The organism is Spirosoma oryzicola (genome assembly GCF_021233055.1).
GTDB classification, from domain to species: domain Bacteria; phylum Bacteroidota; class Bacteroidia; order Cytophagales; family Spirosomataceae; genus Spirosoma; species Spirosoma oryzicola.
Genome location: NZ_CP089538.1, coordinates 5,370,702 through 5,387,545 on the forward strand (window position 1 = coordinate 5,370,702; position 16,844 = coordinate 5,387,545).

Annotated in this window: 16 protein-coding genes; 9 read left to right on the forward strand and 7 right to left on the reverse strand. The window is 49.1% G+C overall.

Annotated features, from left to right (window positions below; all coding sequences use genetic code 11):
- The first annotated feature begins 81 nt into the window (after positions 1 to 81).
- From LQ777_RS22610 to rnr, 3 genes are all read left to right on the forward strand, one after another.
- On the forward strand, positions 82 to 663 hold the full coding sequence (locus tag LQ777_RS22610; protein WP_232560207.1) for a 3'-5' exonuclease: 582 nt from the start codon (positions 82 to 84) through the stop codon (positions 661 to 663).
- Positions 664 to 819 carry a hypothetical protein gene (locus tag LQ777_RS22615; protein ID WP_232560208.1) on the forward strand — a complete coding sequence of 52 codons (156 nt, stop codon included), beginning with the start codon at positions 664 to 666 and terminating at the stop codon, positions 817 to 819.
- Between the two features lie 72 nt (positions 820 to 891).
- Positions 892 to 3,324, forward strand: coding sequence for a ribonuclease R (rnr, locus tag LQ777_RS22620; protein WP_232560209.1), 2,433 nt, complete (start codon positions 892 to 894; stop codon positions 3,322 to 3,324).
- A 102-nt stretch (positions 3,325 to 3,426) separates the two neighbouring features.
- On the opposite strand, the gene LQ777_RS22625 is transcribed toward rnr, so the two are convergent.
- Positions 3,427 to 5,616 (reverse strand): tetratricopeptide repeat-containing sensor histidine kinase, encoded by a 2,190-nt coding sequence (locus tag LQ777_RS22625; protein ID WP_232560210.1) that lies wholly within the window; start codon positions 5,614 to 5,616, stop codon positions 3,427 to 3,429.
- A 478-nt stretch (positions 5,617 to 6,094) separates the two neighbouring features.
- Between LQ777_RS22625 and LQ777_RS22630 the strand changes: the two genes are divergently transcribed.
- From LQ777_RS22630 to nth, 3 genes are all read left to right on the forward strand, one after another.
- Positions 6,095 to 6,694 (forward strand): RNA polymerase sigma factor, encoded by a 600-nt coding sequence (locus tag LQ777_RS22630; RefSeq protein ID WP_093826131.1) that lies wholly within the window; start codon positions 6,095 to 6,097, stop codon positions 6,692 to 6,694.
- Positions 6,669 to 6,920, forward strand: a complete 252-nt coding sequence (locus LQ777_RS22635) for a hypothetical protein (protein WP_232560211.1) — start codon at positions 6,669 to 6,671, stop codon at positions 6,918 to 6,920. The genes LQ777_RS22630 and LQ777_RS22635 overlap by 26 nt, the downstream gene beginning before the upstream one ends.
- Positions 6,921 to 7,016: 96 nt before the next feature.
- Complete coding sequence (gene nth / locus LQ777_RS22640) at positions 7,017 to 7,682, forward strand: endonuclease III (RefSeq protein ID WP_232560212.1); 666 nt, start codon at positions 7,017 to 7,019, stop codon at positions 7,680 to 7,682.
- An 84-nt stretch (positions 7,683 to 7,766) separates the two neighbouring features.
- On the opposite strand, the gene LQ777_RS22645 is transcribed toward nth, so the two are convergent.
- Positions 7,767 to 8,186 (reverse strand): nucleoside-diphosphate kinase, encoded by a 420-nt coding sequence (locus tag LQ777_RS22645; RefSeq protein WP_232560213.1) that lies wholly within the window; start codon positions 8,184 to 8,186, stop codon positions 7,767 to 7,769.
- Between the two features lie 133 nt (positions 8,187 to 8,319).
- Between LQ777_RS22645 and LQ777_RS22650 the strand changes: the two genes are divergently transcribed.
- The 3 genes from LQ777_RS22650 (at position 8,320) to rdgB (ending at position 10,990) form a co-directional block, all read left to right on the forward strand.
- Positions 8,320 to 9,336, forward strand: coding sequence for a DHH family phosphoesterase (locus tag LQ777_RS22650; protein ID WP_232560214.1), 1,017 nt, complete (start codon positions 8,320 to 8,322; stop codon positions 9,334 to 9,336).
- Between the two features lie 79 nt (positions 9,337 to 9,415).
- Positions 9,416 to 10,339 carry a BamJ family beta-barrel-assembly machinery protein gene (gene bamJ / locus LQ777_RS22655; protein ID WP_232560215.1) on the forward strand — a complete coding sequence of 308 codons (924 nt, stop codon included), beginning with the start codon at positions 9,416 to 9,418 and terminating at the stop codon, positions 10,337 to 10,339.
- A gap of 69 nt (positions 10,340 to 10,408) precedes the next feature.
- Positions 10,409 to 10,990, forward strand: coding sequence for an RdgB/HAM1 family non-canonical purine NTP pyrophosphatase (rdgB, locus tag LQ777_RS22660; RefSeq protein WP_232560216.1), 582 nt, complete (start codon positions 10,409 to 10,411; stop codon positions 10,988 to 10,990).
- A gap of 78 nt (positions 10,991 to 11,068) precedes the next feature.
- Here rdgB and LQ777_RS22665 read toward each other — a convergent pair whose 3' ends face one another.
- From LQ777_RS22665 to LQ777_RS22685, 5 genes are all read right to left on the reverse strand, one after another.
- Entirely contained in the window at positions 11,069 to 13,183 is a 2,115-nt protein-coding gene (locus LQ777_RS22665) for a peptidylprolyl isomerase (protein WP_232560217.1), read from the reverse strand.
- A gap of 70 nt (positions 13,184 to 13,253) precedes the next feature.
- Positions 13,254 to 13,979 carry a DUF3291 domain-containing protein gene (locus tag LQ777_RS22670; RefSeq protein WP_232560218.1) on the reverse strand — a complete coding sequence of 242 codons (726 nt, stop codon included), beginning with the start codon at positions 13,977 to 13,979 and terminating at the stop codon, positions 13,254 to 13,256.
- A gap of 169 nt (positions 13,980 to 14,148) precedes the next feature.
- Entirely contained in the window at positions 14,149 to 14,697 is a 549-nt protein-coding gene (locus tag LQ777_RS22675) for a sll1863 family stress response protein (RefSeq protein WP_232562897.1), read from the reverse strand.
- Positions 14,698 to 14,778: 81 nt separating this feature from the next.
- Positions 14,779 to 15,399 (reverse strand): thioredoxin family protein, encoded by a 621-nt coding sequence (locus tag LQ777_RS22680; RefSeq protein WP_232560219.1) that lies wholly within the window; start codon positions 15,397 to 15,399, stop codon positions 14,779 to 14,781.
- A 324-nt stretch (positions 15,400 to 15,723) separates the two neighbouring features.
- Positions 15,724 to 16,833 carry a fibronectin type III domain-containing protein gene (locus LQ777_RS22685; protein WP_232560220.1) on the reverse strand — a complete coding sequence of 370 codons (1,110 nt, stop codon included), beginning with the start codon at positions 16,831 to 16,833 and terminating at the stop codon, positions 15,724 to 15,726.
- Positions 16,834 to 16,844 lie beyond the last annotated feature (11 nt).

Sequence of the window (16,844 nt, forward strand, 5' to 3'; positions counted from 1 at the left end):
TCCGGAGCGATGCGAACGTGATAACTTGTAGTTTGAACTTGTATGCTCGTAGGTTCTAACCGCATTACCTAAACACCTTTTATGCCCCAAGCCATCTCCTGGAAACGACGACTCAAAAACTTTTTATTTATTGACCTCAAAACGGTGGCTGGCGAGCCATCATTGCTGTCAGTAGATTCCCGATTACAGCGTCAGTGGGAAGAGAAAAGCCGTCATTTCAAGAGTGAAGAAGAACTATCCGCAGCTGGCTGGTACGACCGGCGAGCCGCTTCCTACGCCGAGTTTGGCAAAATAATCTGCATTGGCGTCGGGGGTTTGTTTTTTGATGAAGAGGACAAGCCACACCTGAAAGTCAAATTGTTGAGCAGCGATGATGAGGCTACCATTCTACAGGAGTTTTTAACCATCGTCAATCGATACCCACCCGGTGAGTTGACCTTTTGCGCGCACAACGGTAAGGAGTTTGATTACCCTTTTCTAAGTCGTCGCCTGATGATCAATGGTTTGCCACTACCACCCGCCTTGCAGATTTCGGGTAAAAAACCGTGGGAAATCCTGCACAAAGATACCCTGGAACACTGGCAGTTTGGCGACAAACGGCATTTTGCTCCGCTCGATCTGCTGGCCGCTGTCTTGAATATACCGACCCGCCCACTCGAATGAATGGGTGACCGTACCAGTGAAATGTACTACCGTGAACACGACTGGCCGCGCATTGAGCAGTACGCGCGCGACTCGGTGGTCATGCTTGTTCAGGTGTATATGCGCATGGTAGGTGCCCCGCTCGTGGCCGACGAGCACATTGTCATGAGTGACTAAACAGACAATTGATTTACACGTTGTACTGATTATGTTACTCCGTAAAACACGGTAAAAAGGCCGTGATAAAAAATGAGAAACGGAAAACCGAAACAAAATAAATACACCAAAACCTCTGCGGCAAAATCGACGGCTAGCCGTCCCCGCGAACGAGGTTCAGACAAGCAGAATAAGTCCTCGGGAGGAGTGAAAGCCATTCATCAGGCCGACTCCTATCTGGACGAACTGAAAAATGATTTGATGGCCTTTTTCCAGATAAACGACGAACAGTCATTTACGCAGGAACAGGTACTAGAACATTTCGATGTATACGACCGGAAAATGAAGCTGATCGTCCACGGTCTTATGGGCGAACTGACCGACGAAGGCTCGCTGATTCGGCAGCCAGATGGTAGCTACCGAGCCGATGAAGATGCCAACCTGATTGAAGGAGTCGTCGATCACGTCAATTCCCGGTTTGCGTTTGTGGTTCCCACCTCGCCAATTGGGGGTCGGGCCGATCGCAACGATGATATTTGGGTATCGACGGAAGATCTGGCCGGGGCCGTTGATGGTGACCGCGTGCGTGTTATACGCTTCACGGATTCCCGTAACCGGAGCCGTCGGGTTGAAGGAAAAGTCGCAAATATTCTTGAGCGCGGACGTACCGAACTCGTCGGGCGCATCGATGTGTGGCCTACCTATGGCTTTGTCATACCGGATAGCAAAAAGATCTACGACGATATTTTTATCCCGCAGGAAAAGCTTGGTGCGGCTAATGATGGCGACAAGGTTATTGTCCGCTTGACCAAATACCCTGACCCCCGCAGCAGCAAACAGCAGTTTGAGGGAGAAGTTGTAACGGTGCTTGGTGCGGCTGGTGAGAATACGACGGAAATGCACGCAATTCTGGCTGAATTTGGGTTACCGATTCATTTTCCGGAAGACGTTGAGCGGGAAGCCGAAGCTATTCCTACCAAAATTCTGAAGAAAGATCTGGCTAAACGGCGCGACATGCGTGAAGTAACCACCTTCACCATCGACCCTGTAGATGCTAAAGATTTCGATGATGCCTTGTCAGTGCAGATGCTCGACAATGGTAACTACGAAATCGGTATCCATATTGCCGATGTTACGCATTACGTCCTACCCGGCTCAAGGCTGGAAGACGAAGCGTTCAAACGGGCAACTTCGGTATACCTGGTTGATCGTGTAGTACCGATGCTGCCCGAAAAGCTGTCGAACGGTTTGTGCTCACTACGCCCGAATGAAGATAAGCTTACCTTTTCGGCGGTATTTGAGATGACGCCCGACGCGAAGATCGTGAACGAGTGGTTTGGCCGGACGGCTATTCATTCCAACCGGCGGTTTTCGTACGAAGAAGCGCAGGAAATTCTGAACAACAGCAAAGGCGACTATCTGGCCGAACTACAATTGCTCAACGAGCTGGCCTATAAGCTACGTGATGAACGTTTCAAACACGGAGCTATCAACTTCGAAACGGTCGAGGTGCGGTTTAAGCTAGATGAGAACGGAGTGCCGCTATCGGTTTACCCAAAAATCCGGCAGGACACAAACAAACTCATCGAAGAGTTTATGTTGCTGGCTAACAAGCGCGTAGCGGAGTTTGTGCATTCATTGTCGAAGCGAAACAAAGGCGGAGAAGAAAACACGATGGTTTACCGGGTGCACGAAGGTCCCGACGATCAGAAGTTACAGCAATTCGCCGATTTTGCCGGACGTTTGGGCTATCGGCTTAAGTTGGATGACGACCATTTGTCTAATTCGATGAACCGATTCATGGCCAGCATCGAAGGCAAACCAGAAGCGAATATGCTTCAGCAACTGGCCGTTCGGACCATGTCCAAGGCGCGGTACAGCACGGAAGATTTAGGCCACTTTGGATTGGCATTCCGGCGGTACTCGCACTTTACGTCACCGATCCGGCGCTACCCCGATATGATGGCTCATCGGCTGTTGCAGCATTATCTGGACAAAGGCAAACCCGCTGAGCGTGACCAACTGGAAGATCAGTGTAAGCACGCGTCGGCGCGGGAGAAAATGGCCGCTGATGCAGAACGGGCGAGTATCAAATACAAACAGGTCGAGTTCATGAGTCGTATGGACCCCAACCGGACGTTCGAAGGAGTTATTTCGGGCGTTACTGAATTCGGCATTTTTGTGGAGATCACCGAGAACAGTTGCGAAGGACTCGTGCGTATGCAGGACCTAAGCGACGATTTTTACGAGTTTGACAAAGACAATTACCGCATCATCGGTCAGCGCAACAAGAAGATGTACACCTTCGGCGATCAGGTAGAGGTGCGCGTAAAAGAAACAAACCTGGCCCGTCGGAGTATGGACTTTGTCCTGACAAGCGATAAAGCCGGTTTTGCGCCGACTTCAAGTTCCGATCGCCGATCAGGCCGACGCAGCGACGAACGGCCAGCCAAGACGTCCTCACGGCGTAAAGAAAGCACTGCGGCAAAGGGTGAGAACCGGCGCGGGGGCCGAGGCCGTCGTTAATCGTTGGCTAGTACCGTCAAGGTGGTCAGCATGATATTGAAAAAGCCACTCCTGTTGGGGTGGCTTCCTGTTTTTACAGTCATCTAGCGATGCAGCGTACACTTAGTTCAACAGCGACGGCGTGCGGTCGGACAGCGTAGGCAAAATAAAGATAAACGTTGTTCCTTCATCAACGCCTGAATGAACTTCGTATCGCCCCCTGATCGCATCCATCCGCGCCTGGATGTTTCGTAGCCCCATCCCCGTCGCGTCCGCAGGGTCCATACCACAACCGTTGTCTTTCACGATCATGTTCAATTCATTGGCGAAGCAGCGGAAAATAATATCCGCTTCCGTAGCTTCGGAATGCCGGAGGATATTGCTACACAATTCGATGCAGATCGAATACAGGTTGAATTCGGTGGTTTTATCGAGCCGGGGAAGCTGTTCGTTGTCAAGCCGAAACGTAACCTGCTGGGATAAATTAAGCTTGTAAACCAACCGTATAAGCGCTTCCGACAAGCCTTGCTTCTCCAACTCGTCAGGCTGCAAGTTGTGTGACAGGTAACGCACTTCCGCGAATGCCTCCTTGGTCATACCCAGCAGGTTCCGGTAAATCTGCTGTTCTCGCTCCGGTAACTGCGTTGGGTTTAAGGCCGATAAGCTTACCTTGATGGCTGCCAGAAGACCACCCAGACTGTCGTGCAGGTCGGCAGCCATCCGCTTACGTTCGAGGGTTTGCCCGCGTAACAACGCTTCTTCAATTTCACGGTTTTTCGCCCGGAGCTGATCATTCGCTAACTTTAACTCAACCGTCCGTTCGGCCACTTTATCTTCGAGTCCTCGATTCAGCCCTTCGATCTGTTGTTTCTGACGGTTGATAAACTGGTTTTTCCGGTAATAAACCGCAACGAAAACGAGCAGCATGGCCAACCCGCAAACCAAGAACAGGCGCATCAAGGATTCCTGCTCGATGGTATGACTGAGCGACTCAATCCTGGCCCGCTGCTCAAGCCGGCTCCGTTGCGAATCAGCCCGTAGACGCTCCGTCTCAATACGCTGCCGTAGTTGGTTCATCCGGTTTTCGCCAGCGATCTGCTCCCGCTCCGCTTCGGACCGTAAGCGAGCTATCTCAGCCTGGCGACGAACATCCATAAGCTCCCGTTGCTGAAGCAGCTTGTCTTTCTCCGCTTCGTCACGCACCAAACGAATGGCGTATTCATTTTGCAGGGCCAATGTTTCCTCAACGCGCTTCTGCTTATTGAGACTATCTTTGACCATGTTGAACTCTTCAAAATGAACCAGTGCCTTCTCCGGTTGTCCATCCGCCCGGTACGCATGATAGAGAGCCTGACTTGCAATCTGCCGGATACGCAAATTTTCCTGCCGACGGGCAACGGCCATGGCGCGCTCTCCGTAAGATATGGCTAGCGCTACATTCTTTATTTGTGCGTAACACTCTGCCAGACGCGCCCAAACGGACGCTTCACCAACCGGATTATTTAATTGCTTCCAACCGATCAACGACTCCTCGTAATAGGAGATGGCCTTTTCAGGCTGATGACGTGTATTGTAGAAATCCCCCAACCGCTCCTCGGCGTAAACGATATTGCTCAGCGAACTCGTTTCCCGATTTATTCGACGGCTCTCTTCAAATTGAAGGCGGGCCGCGTCAAACTTCTGTTGGCGTTCGTAGACCTCACCAATTTGCATAACCACCTGTGCCATTAATAGCTTGCGGTTCTGTTTGGAGACAAGCGTATTTTGGGGAAGGAGCGCTAAGGAGGACTGATAGCTTTGCAATGCCTTGGGGTAATCGCGCAGCATCACGTAGATGTCACCCATGTTCATCTGCACCTGCCAGAGAGGTGAGCTGGTTTTGGGCAAGCCAGCGCACAGCGCCGACGCCTGTAAATTTAGTTGAAGTGCTTTGGGGTAATCGTTTTTTCGGACGCGGTAATAATATTCTTCGAACATCAGCCCGCGAACCTGATACAACGAATTGTAAAACGAGTGGGCTAGAGTAACGAGCTTAGTGGCATAATGCAGGCTGCTGTCGCTTGTGTTGTTACGCCATTGCTTAAATACGATGGCCATAAAGCGTAATCCTTCCAGACGTATAGTGTCATTGCGTAAGGAGCGTGGCAGTTGCTCTGTGGTACGAATATACTGGTGACCTATCACGCGTAAGCTGTCCATGTAGTGATCATTACCCCGACGGTCGAAGTTAAGATCAGGCAATACCGGTTTGGTTTGCGCCAGACATAGCCCGACGTGGCTGAACAATAAAATCCAGATTGCCAAACTCCTCATAGATCACCACACAAACAAGAGCCCTGAAAAAGAGATGCTAAAAGTAAGCATTGGAAGCAGATAATCAAGCATTTACCGTAAAAAATAATTCTACTTTTCGCTACCGGTATATACGTAAATGCTTGAGTTGGTCAGACTACGATCTTGGCCGCTGAATAGGTAATTATTTTTTTTAGCAGCCTGCTTTAAACATTTTGGTTCGTCAAGGAATCTATAGAGTGTCTTCTTTCGTAAGTGCAATATTTCCTACACATGTTTATGCAGGGTAAAAATTTATTTTTTTATTAATTTATTTGGCTTGATAAGCCAAATCACCAAAATAGTACCGATTATTGAATAAGTTTTTTGCACTATTCATTTGCAAATGAGCTAAAAAACACTTTATTTTGATATCTGCATTATCCGGTTTTACAAAAAACATAACCCACACACACACTATAGGAACACAGCTCTACGTTACCTAATTGTCTTACTGAAAATGGAAAAAGCCCAGGTAAACGACAGTGAGTTGATTTCCCTGTATATCCGTGGTAATGAAAAAGCCTTTGCCAAATTAGTGCAACGGCACAAATCGAAGATTTACACAACTATTTACTTGATCGTCAAAGATCAGTACGTGGCTGAAGACTTAATGCAGGACACCTTTATCAAAGCGGTGGACACGCTCAAGTCGGGTAAATACAACGAGGAGGGAAAATTTCTACCCTGGATTATCCGAATCGCTCACAACTTGGCAATTGACTATTTCCGAAAAGATAAACGCTACCCCAGTGTGGTGTTTGAAGACGGAAGCAGTGTGTTTAACACGCTTGAGTTTGCAGAAGATTCGGTAGAATCCTTGCAGATTCGCCAGGAAACACACGAGCATTTGCGCGAGCTGATTCAGCGATTGCCGGAACAACAGCGTCAGGTGCTCATCATGCGGCACTACGAGGAAATGAGTTTCCAGGAGATTGCCGATGCGACCGGCGTCAGCATCAACACAGCTTTGGGACGTATGCGTTATGCGTTGATTAATCTGCGCAAACAACTGAGCAAACGTTCGCCGAGTTATGATAAAAACATTTACCCAAGATGATGTGATCCGGTATGTCTATGAGGAGACCTCGCCAGAGGAAAATCTGCTCATTGAAGACGCTATGATGTCTGAACCGGAGTTGATGACCTTCTTCTTAGAAGCACTGGAATTACGTGCTTTGATGAACAAGATTGAGCGGCAACCCCGCGAAAATACCGTTCAGTCCATTCTAAATTACTCTAAAAATTACCCCGCAAGCCCACCAGCCCGATTGCGCCATACGTAACGAGCTTGTGGGTTTTGCTGTAGTCAGACATTGGCTAGTGACGATTGATAGGCTCATCCAGGGCCTGGGTTCGTCACTAGCTAGTGGCCTTATTGTATGCAAAAGAAAGAACGCTTCCAGCGATTTCTCGATTATTTCACTCAGCATTATCCAGAGCCTAAAACAGAATTAAACTTCGGCAATCCATACGAGTTGCTGGTCGCGGTTATTTTGTCGGCTCAGTGTACAGATAAGCGGATCAACCAGGTTACACCTGCCCTGTTTGCTCGTTTTCCAGAAGCGGAATCATTGGCGGCAGCGTCGGTTGACGAAGTTTTTTCGTACATCCGTAGTGTGTCCTACCCGAACAACAAGGCCAAGCACCTCGTTGGAATGGCGAAGTTGCTGATGGAGCGCTTTGGCGGAGAAATTCCGGCGACGGTTGAAGAGTTACAGACGCTGCCGGGTGTAGGCCGGAAAACAGCACACGTCATCTTGTCGATTGTGTACAACGAACCCACGATGGCCGTTGATACGCACGTGTTTCGCGTTTCGCATCGGTTGGGACTCGCTCCATTGACCGCGACGACTCCGCTTGCCGTTGAGAAAGCACTGATGGCTCATATTCCGAAGCAGTACGTCCCCAAGGCTCACCACTGGCTTATCTTACACGGGAGGTACATTTGTCTGGCACGGACGCCCAAATGCCCGGCATGCGACCTACGCGATTTTTGCAAGTACTACGAAAAGCACCCCGAGTTAGGTCATTCAGGATTAAAATGATTGGCAGGATTTATCACAGAGGAGCCTCAAAGAAGCGAGCTCAAATCAGCAAAATCATTTTAATCCCGAAAATTCTGGTTCAGACTAGTACCGGTCAGTTGTCGCAAAAAAGAAGCTGGCTTCAATCTCCGCGTTCTCATCCGAATCGGAACCGTGCACAGCGTTCTCCTGCATCGATTTCGCGTACAGCTTACGAATGGTACCTTCTTCGGCCTGCGCTGGATTTGTAGCGCCGATCAGCTTCCGAAAATCAGCAACCGCATTTTCTTTTTCCAGAATCATAGGCACAATGGCTCCTGACGACATGTACGTACGCAGATCGTTGTAAAATGGCCGCTCGCGATGCACGGCGTAAAATTGCCCCGCCCGCTCCGGCGTTAGCTGCGTTTTCTTGATTGCAACGATACGGAAACCCGCTTCTTCAATCAGTTTGATAATTGCTCCGGTATGACCGCCTTCCACTGCGTCGGGCTTGATCATGGTGAACGTTAGATTCGTAGCCATTAGGGGATTTATCCAATGTTAGTTAGGCGCAAAGGTAAACACTTTACCTGAAATGCCACGTCGACGGATTAGCCCGCTGATATCCAAATTATTCGTACTTTTGGGTTTCGATTGCAGCTTCGGCTGTTTGTTTATGCAAGATATTGAAGCAATTGGCGCGGTTATCGCAGAGCCGCAAACCGTGCTGATTACAACGCACCAGAATCCCGATGCCGACGCAATGGGATCATCGCTGGGGCTGGCAGGTTACCTTCGCAAAAAAGGCCACCGTGTGACGGTCGTAACGCCTACCGATTACGGGCAAAATCTCTACTGGCTATCCGGCAATGAGGAGGTGATCGCTTTCGACGAGAAAGTACGGGTTACCGTAAACCAGTTGTTCGATGAGGCCGACGTAATTTTTTGCCTGGATTTTTCGAGCTTAGATCGCATTCGCGACTTAGCACCGCTGGTACGTCAGTCCCGCGCCCGTAAAGTTTTGATCGACCATCACCTGGAACCGGAGTCATTCGCAGAACTGGCTTTGTGGGACCCAACTGCTGCGGCAACCGCTGAACTCGTTTTTCGGCTTATCGTCGCGCTAGGCGATAAAGCATTGATCGACGTTCCTATTGCGGAGTGCTTGTACTCCGGGCTTATGACCGACACCGGTTCGTTTCGCCACTCGAATACAACGGGCGATGTTCATCGTATGGCTGCCGAACTGGTCGACCTTAAGATTGACGTTAGCAGCATTCACCGGCGCATCTTTGATAACGTATCAATCGATAAGTTTCGGTTGCTCGGCTACGTGCTGAACGAAAAGCTGAACGTACTTCCCGAATACCGGTTCGCTTACATCACCTTGACGGATGCAGAGTTGAAACAGTACCGATCCAAAACGGGAGACACCGAAGGGATGGTTAACTACGCCCTGTCGGTTGAAGGAGTTGTGATGGCCGCTATCTTGATTGACCGCGTTGACGAGATCCGCATTTCATTCCGCTCCATCGGCGACTTTTCGGTTCGGGAGTTGTCAAACAAGCATTTTAACGGCGGTGGCCATCGCAATGCAGCGGGTGGCCGCTCGAAGTTATCCCTGGCTGAAACCGAGCAAAAGTTGCTGGCCATTCTTCCTGAGTACAAAGAGCTACTGTTTAAAACAGTCTGATGGTAGTCGCTTACTTGAGATCATATTATTCATTCAATCACCGGTACCATAGATAATTACAATAAAACAACAATAAAACATGTCTCTTAAAAATTTCGGGAAAGCCGCCCTGATTGTCGCTGTGGTAGCGGCCTGCGGTAAAAACCGCGTTCAGGTAACGGACAACGGCCTGAAGTACCAAATTCATGAGCAGGCTGACAGCCCACGCAAGGGTAAAGTCGGTGACATTCTTACGCTTCACCTGACGCTGCTCAACAACAAAGATTCTATTCTCCGCGATACTCATAAAGAAGGTGCTCCCTTCCAAATGCTGTTGCAGGTTCCTCCATTCAAAGGAAGCTACGAAGAAGGATTGACCATGCTTGGCAAAGGCGATAGCGCAACGTTCTACGTAAGCGCCGATTCGCTATTTACGCGGGCCATGCAACCACTTCCTCCAGGCGTTCAGAAAGGTACAGATATCGGTATCGCAGTAAAGGTGATCAATGTTCAGTCGGAAGACGAATACAAAAAAACGCAGGCGGCTGATTTCGAAAAGCAAAAAGGAATCGATGCTAAAATTATCGAAAACTACGTAGCGAAGAACGGTTTGGCCGGTAAAGTACAGAAAACTGAGTCGGGCGTTTACTACGTAATTACGCAGCCGGGCAGCGGCCCTGCGCCTTCGCGTGGTGACCTTGTTCAGGTACATTACACAGGTAAATTATTGGACGGAAAAGTATTCGATAGCTCGAAGACAAATCCACAGTCGGGTGGCAAACCCGTTCAGTTCCCAGTCGGTGTTGGTCAGGTAATTCCAGGTTGGGAAGAAGGCGTTATGAAAATGCACAAGGGCGAAAAAGCAACGCTTATTATTCCTTCGACGCTGGCTTACGGTCCACGCGGAAACCAGGGTATTCCACCTAATTCTGTCCTGCTGTTCGATATTGATCTGATCGATATTCAGAAAGGACAGGCGGGTCAGCCTGGCATGCCACAAGGTATGCCGCAGCCCGGTCGTTAATCGACGCTCTTATTGTTCGTTTCTTTCGAAAGCCGTTCGTAGTTTTACCACGAACGGCTTTTCTTTTGTATGGAACTCTGCTTTGCCACGAACAATCAACACAAATTAGACGAGGTGTCATCCAAGCTGGGTGACACTTTCCAGCTCAAAACACTAAAGAATATTGGCTGCCTGGACGAGCTACCGGAAACCACGGGCACCATTCCCGGCAATTCGCGTCAGAAAGCCGATTATGTCTGGACGCATTTTGGTGTGTCCTGCTTTGCCGACGATTCGGGATTGGAAGTCGAATCCCTGAATGGCGAGCCCGGCGTTGATAGCGCTTTTTACTCGGGGAGCCGCAACGCAGAGAACAACATCGAGAAGTTATTGACTAATCTGGCGGGACAATCAAACAGAAAAGCCCGTTTCATTACGGTCTTTACGCTGGTGCTCCACGGGGTCGAACACCAATTTGAAGGAACTATAGAAGGTCAGATTGTAGAGGAGCCACGCGGTACGGGTGGATTTGGTTACGACCCGGTATTTCAGCCGGATGGCTACGACCGTACATTTGCTCAGATGAGTCTGGAAGAAAAGAATGCGATAAGCCACCGGTCGCGGGCGCTTGCCAAGATGATCGATTACCTGAAAGACCAGGTGTTTTCCTGATCCTATATTGACCAGGTTGATAAATAAAAAACCCCCGCAGATCGATCTGCGGGGGTTTTTGTCACTATTTATGCGCTACTAATAAAACTTAGCCCGGCGATCTTCTACTTTCGCAGCCTCTTTGATAGCTTCGTTAATGTAGAATCCAGTGCGCGATGCGTTGTTCTGCTGAATCTGTGTTTTATACAGAGCGTAATCCGCAACGGCTGGAGCAGGTGTCACATTTGTCGTTTCGACGATCAGCACGCCAGCGTCGCCCGCGAACGGTTTCGAACGCTTGCCAGGCTTGAGGCCAAACGCTTTACCCAAAGCGACAGGATCAACACCGGCGCTACGAAGGAAACCCGTTGCCAGATTTACATCTTCTACATTCTCAACCAGCGCGCCAGCACCGTATTTCTGAGCAATCGCTTCCAACGTGCCGCTGGCATTACCAAGCTTGCTGATGATCTGCTCACCTTTCAGCTCGTTCCGCACTTTTGCGGTTAGTTCAGCACGGTAATCGTCAACCTTTACGTCATCTTTATTCGTCTTGTTCGTCAGCACAGCAATAACGTACTGATCACCAATCTCGAATGGTTCCGATACCGAATTAACATCCGTTTTGTCGTCAAACGCCCAGCGAACAACCGAACGGGCATCAGCCAGCGCGTTAATGTTGCTGGCGTTTTCGGGAATCCGATCAGCCGTTGCGACAACAATTGACTTATCTTCTTTTACTTTGGCGTCAAATGCTTCTTTCGTTCTTACGTCAGAAGCGAACTGATCCGCTTTGCGCAGCGCTTCGTCACGCGTTGTCTGGCTAGGTGTGATTGATTTACCAATAGCCGCAACCCGGTAAAGTACGTTCGTTTTAGGCTGTGTCACCTTAATGATGTGATAGCCAAAATCCGTTTCAACGATGCGTGGGATCAACCCTGCTGACGTAGCTCCAAAAATAGCCGACTCAAAAGGCTTCACCATCTGACCGTTATTTTTGAAGTAGCCAAGGTCACCACCGTTTTGCGCCGAACCATCGGCACTGTTGGTTTGCGCTAATGCTTCGAAGCTAGCACCACCCTGAATCTGTTGCAAAATGCCTTCTGCCCGGCGACGAGCATCTGCTTTTGCCGAATCCGTCTGCGCCGTCGGGCGAATCAGGATATGGCTAGCACGTGCGGTAAAGCTGGTATCTTTTTTCGTACCACCATACTTGTAGATAAAGTACGTGTTGCCTTCCCGGAATGGACCGTAGATACCACCCGGTGAGAATGTTGGGATCGACGCCCGCAACTGTTCCGGCATTTCACCCGCTGTTAGGTACAAGGGCACCCGCACATCGCTGTTTTGCTGGGCAAACGTTGAGTCGTTCGTAGCCGCACCAAGTCCCCGTGCCAGCGACTTAATCTGGTTGTAAAGCGTTGCGCTGTCTTCTTTTGACGGAGCAACCGAGAAAGTTACGTACTGAATCGACCGTGTATTAGCACCCGGAAACTCGTCCTTGTGTTTGTTGAGGTAATCCTGCAACTGCGAATCCGTTACTTTTACCGTCGTATCGTTAATGGTATAGTACGGAACGAACAGGAATTTAAGATCAGCTTTTGAGTTTTGAGCCTGGTATTCTTTCTGCGCTTCGGCTGTTGTAGCGAATACCGACAGGCGCATCAGTCCTTCGTATTTTTCGCGTAACCGATCCGAACTCAGGTTTTGCTCAAAGTTGGCCCAGGCTGCCTGCTGTTGCGGAGGCAAATTCTTTAAGCCTTTGAGGTAGTTGATAATCGTACTCTTGTCGAATACGCCCGTCTGTGGGTTCGTAAAGGCTTGCCGAACGGCTGGGCTGATGTTGTTACCCTGTACCATGTCGACCAGTTCTTCCGGCGACACTTTCAGACCAAGTTTGTCGAACTCTTTCTGGTAAGCAATCTCGAACAACAGCTGATTCCAGGCTTGTTCACGGAGCTGTACAAGATCCTGTTCAGCCGGAGCGCGTCCTGTTTGTTGCTCAAACTGAGCCCGAAGCTCGTCTACTTTGGCATTGAATTCTGGGTAATCAATGGATTGGCCAGCAATTTCGCCGACCTCCTGTTGGTTTCCGCCGAACAGCAAACTACGGCCTCCGAGCAAATCCCCCCCCACAATGAACAGAATCAAGCTGACGGCGATAACACCTACGGCCAGTCCTGAACGTTCTCTGATCTTGTTAATGACAGACATTTCGCGTTATACATACAATTTAGCCCGCAAAATAACAATTTTCCCCGTTGGAATACAAGCAGATTAACAGTTAGATAGCACAGATTATACGTTGAATGTCTGTAAATAGCGTACCTTCTGCCTTGAATACGGAAAAACGAGCGAATAATTCCTCGCTATACCACTGGCGCTGTCGGGTTCGCTGTACAACTTCCCGATGCCCCGCTTCCCGATACGCGTATTGATCGACAGCTTTCGCCGTTCGCCATACGCTAATTGTACATTGTTGTACAAGGGGTACTTCGCCGACGCCAATACCAAACAGCAAATTTTCCGAATGAGCCTGTAAGCGCTGACGAGCCTGAGGTACATGACGCCAGAAATCCGGCAAAGCACGATAGCGAATGGTCGCTCTGGTCAACACCGCTACGGGTGTCGCATCGGAAGCGACTGGTTGCGTCGATTTGACGAACGGGCTTTGACCATCCCAGTGCCCGTGCGCCCGCTGCGTACGAAGATAGAGCGTACCGGTTTGATCAGTACCCTCCTGCAAATGCCGGTAAGTAGCTGACTGTAAAAAAGCATCGGCGTGAGCGTCGCTTTTCCAGACAGCTAGAAAAACGTATTGGGAGAAATCCGGAACAAGACCAAAATTTTTACCGCTACCCATAAGCTTGCAGAACACCATTCCTTCTTCCTCAAACGGTTTCATGAGAGACCGTCCCATATTGGCAAACGCCTGAAACCGAGTGTACGATTCGTAATGAAACACGGTCACTGTCGTGACGGGTAATGAATCAGGATCACTTAGTCCCATCTGTATCGCTTTAGGTTTTTATAAACAGATCTACATTTTTTTGTAAGCACGCATTGATCAATTGTCAGGACATCCATTTTTGTAGAAAGTTCGCCACACCATTCCACAAAAAACCGTCGATCACAAATTGTGATCGACGGCCTTAGGATATACAATTTGATAGTTTTGACTAGTTGTCTTTATCCAGTTTATCACCGGCTTTGTCGAATGCGTCACCTACTTCACGACCAGCCCGTTTAAAGCCAGTTTTTATATCTTTCCAGGCATCAGCCGTAGCATTTTTTGCCTTGTCTATATCCTGCCGCAGATCGTCCCGTTCGTCTTCAAGCTTGGCAAGCTGCTCTTTCGATTCGGCTTTTGCCTTTGCTCCCTGACGCTTGATATCTGCCTTCATTTCGTCGATTTTAGCGTCCAATTTATCTTTTTGAACGTTCATCTTGGCAACTGCCTCGTCGCGTTCTTCTTTAAAATCAGCAGCAGCTTCGTCTGTTTTCGCTTCAGCTTTGTCACCTGCTTCTTTTAAATCTTCCCGGGTTTCAGCGGTAGCTTCTTTGGTATCGGCTTCAATAGCATCGCCCGTTTTTTCCATCGCGTCTTCGGTACGAGATTCTTTTTTACCGTCCGATCCACAGGCCTGTAGTAAGGTCAGCGATGCCGCTAAAAGAATTGTACCAGCAACCTGTTTAAATTGAGCGAAACCTAGTTGAGACTTCTTCATGATAGATGTGTAGTTTGATTGTATCAACAGGTTTCGCAAACGATGTGCCAAAAAGGCCACAGTGCAATATGGTAGGGTTTTCTAGTTCTTCCATTTGACGGCGCAGCCGATTGGCTTGGTCAACGGAGACTGTACCGGACGGCCAGCCAACAAGCTGGTAACCGCTTCATCAACGTAACGTCGCTGTACGTTTGTCCCATCTTGCGGGCTATCGTCAATCGTACCGATGTATTCGAGTATGAACTGTCCGTTGGTATGCTTTAATACGTACACTTCTGGCGTCCGGGTAGCGCCAAATGCTCTCGCTACAGCCTGCGTCTCGTCCATTGCATACACGAAAGAGTATCCTTTATCACGCGCCCGATTTTTCATGTTTTCGAACGAATCATCTTCGTAAGCGGCCGGATCGTTGGGCATGATTGCCAGAACCGGATAGCCCTGCGGGGCAAATTTTCGGTCAATGGCTATCAAACGATCCTCGTATGCTTTAGAAAATGGGCAGTGGTTACTGGTAAAAACGACGATCAACCCTTTTTGCGCTTTATAATCGCCAAGCGAAACCGTCTGTCCGTTGGTGCTTTTTAAGCGAAAATCAGCTACACCATCGCCAATCGTGTATCCTCTGGGGAGTTGAGCATACGAAACAGTCGCAATTCCTACAATCAGCCACATCAAAAAGGGCAGATGCAACCAGCGATTCATAATAAGTTGTCCTTTTAGCATTTGTTTGTTAGACAACGAATGAAGCCAAAAGATTAACCGGATGATTCCTAGTCGAATACCTGCTTTTGTGCCGACAAGCGTTTACTGCCCAAAGCTAACAAACCTATTGATAGTAGCTGTAACTGACAGCTAGTAATTTAAGGACTTAGTAGTTTAATAAATTGACCAGCCGATTTTCTGCCCTTAATGGTCACCGAAAATCAACTGGATTGATGGAACGTGGGCAAAGAGCCCTATTCAGGCTGATTGATGGGTAAGATCGACTGTTCGGTACAAACTAGCACCGGTTTGGTCTTCCTTCTTTTAGTCGACAACAATTCTCTGAATCAGGCGTTTGGTTCCGGCTTCAGCCCACAGAAGATACACACCCGGCACGAGCGGCTGGTTAGGTTTGAGCAGTAAAACTCCACCGGATTGGTCAACCAACGTCAAAGGCAATTCCAGCCCGGTTAGCGTTGTAAGACGGTAGGTGGCCTGATGCATATTTCGTACAGATACGCGAATTTCTTCTCGACTTGCTGGATTTCCTAGTACCTCCAGTGATGGTGTCAGGTTGTCCATAACCGCCACCGTAATCGTCGAGTATGCGATCTGCCCATTTGTATCTACCTGCCTGAGCCGGTAATAATTGGCACCATCAACGGGGTGACCATCTGTAAAACCATAGTACCGGTGCAGGGTTGAATTACCCTGGGCATCGATTCTTCCAATCGTTATAAATTCGGTTGCATTAGCACTTCGCTGTACGTCAAAGTAGTCGGCGTCGCGTTCCCAGGCGGTTTCCCAACTTAGTTGAACGTGCTCTCCTTGTGGCTTAGCCCCGAACGAGACAAGTGTAACGGGAAGCGCCTGGGCATTGATGACAATTTCGTCCAGCCGCATTGACCCATTAATCTGATTACGCTGGCAACCATAAAACCGGAATGCTACCGAACCCGCATTATTCGTAAAGCCACTGTTCAGGCCAGAAAGCGACAGAGACACCGACTGGTAAGGTACTGCCTGAGCGGTAATCGCTCCGTTGAAGATATCGCTGCCAAAATTATCAACGCTGGAACGTACCCGAATCAAATTTGGCCCCTGCGCCGAACGGCTGTAGTAAAATGACAGCGTGTACAGCGTAAGCAAAGCGCCATTCTGTGGGCTAACACTTATTTCCAGGTACTCGTCTCCGGCACAATTGGCATTGGACCAGTTCTGGACGTTGATGGCTTTACCAACCTGACCGCTGGGAAAGCCACCTACACTGGGAACAAGTACGTTGACGGGCGATGCGTCACTGGCAACAACATTAGAAGATGTTGACACCCCGCTACGGCTTCCTTCGAAACTCCACGAAGCGGTAAAGGGGGTAGTTTGGCACCAAACTATGTGCGTTGTTAAAAGAAGGATAAGAGTAAATAGCTTTTTCATAGCAGATGTTA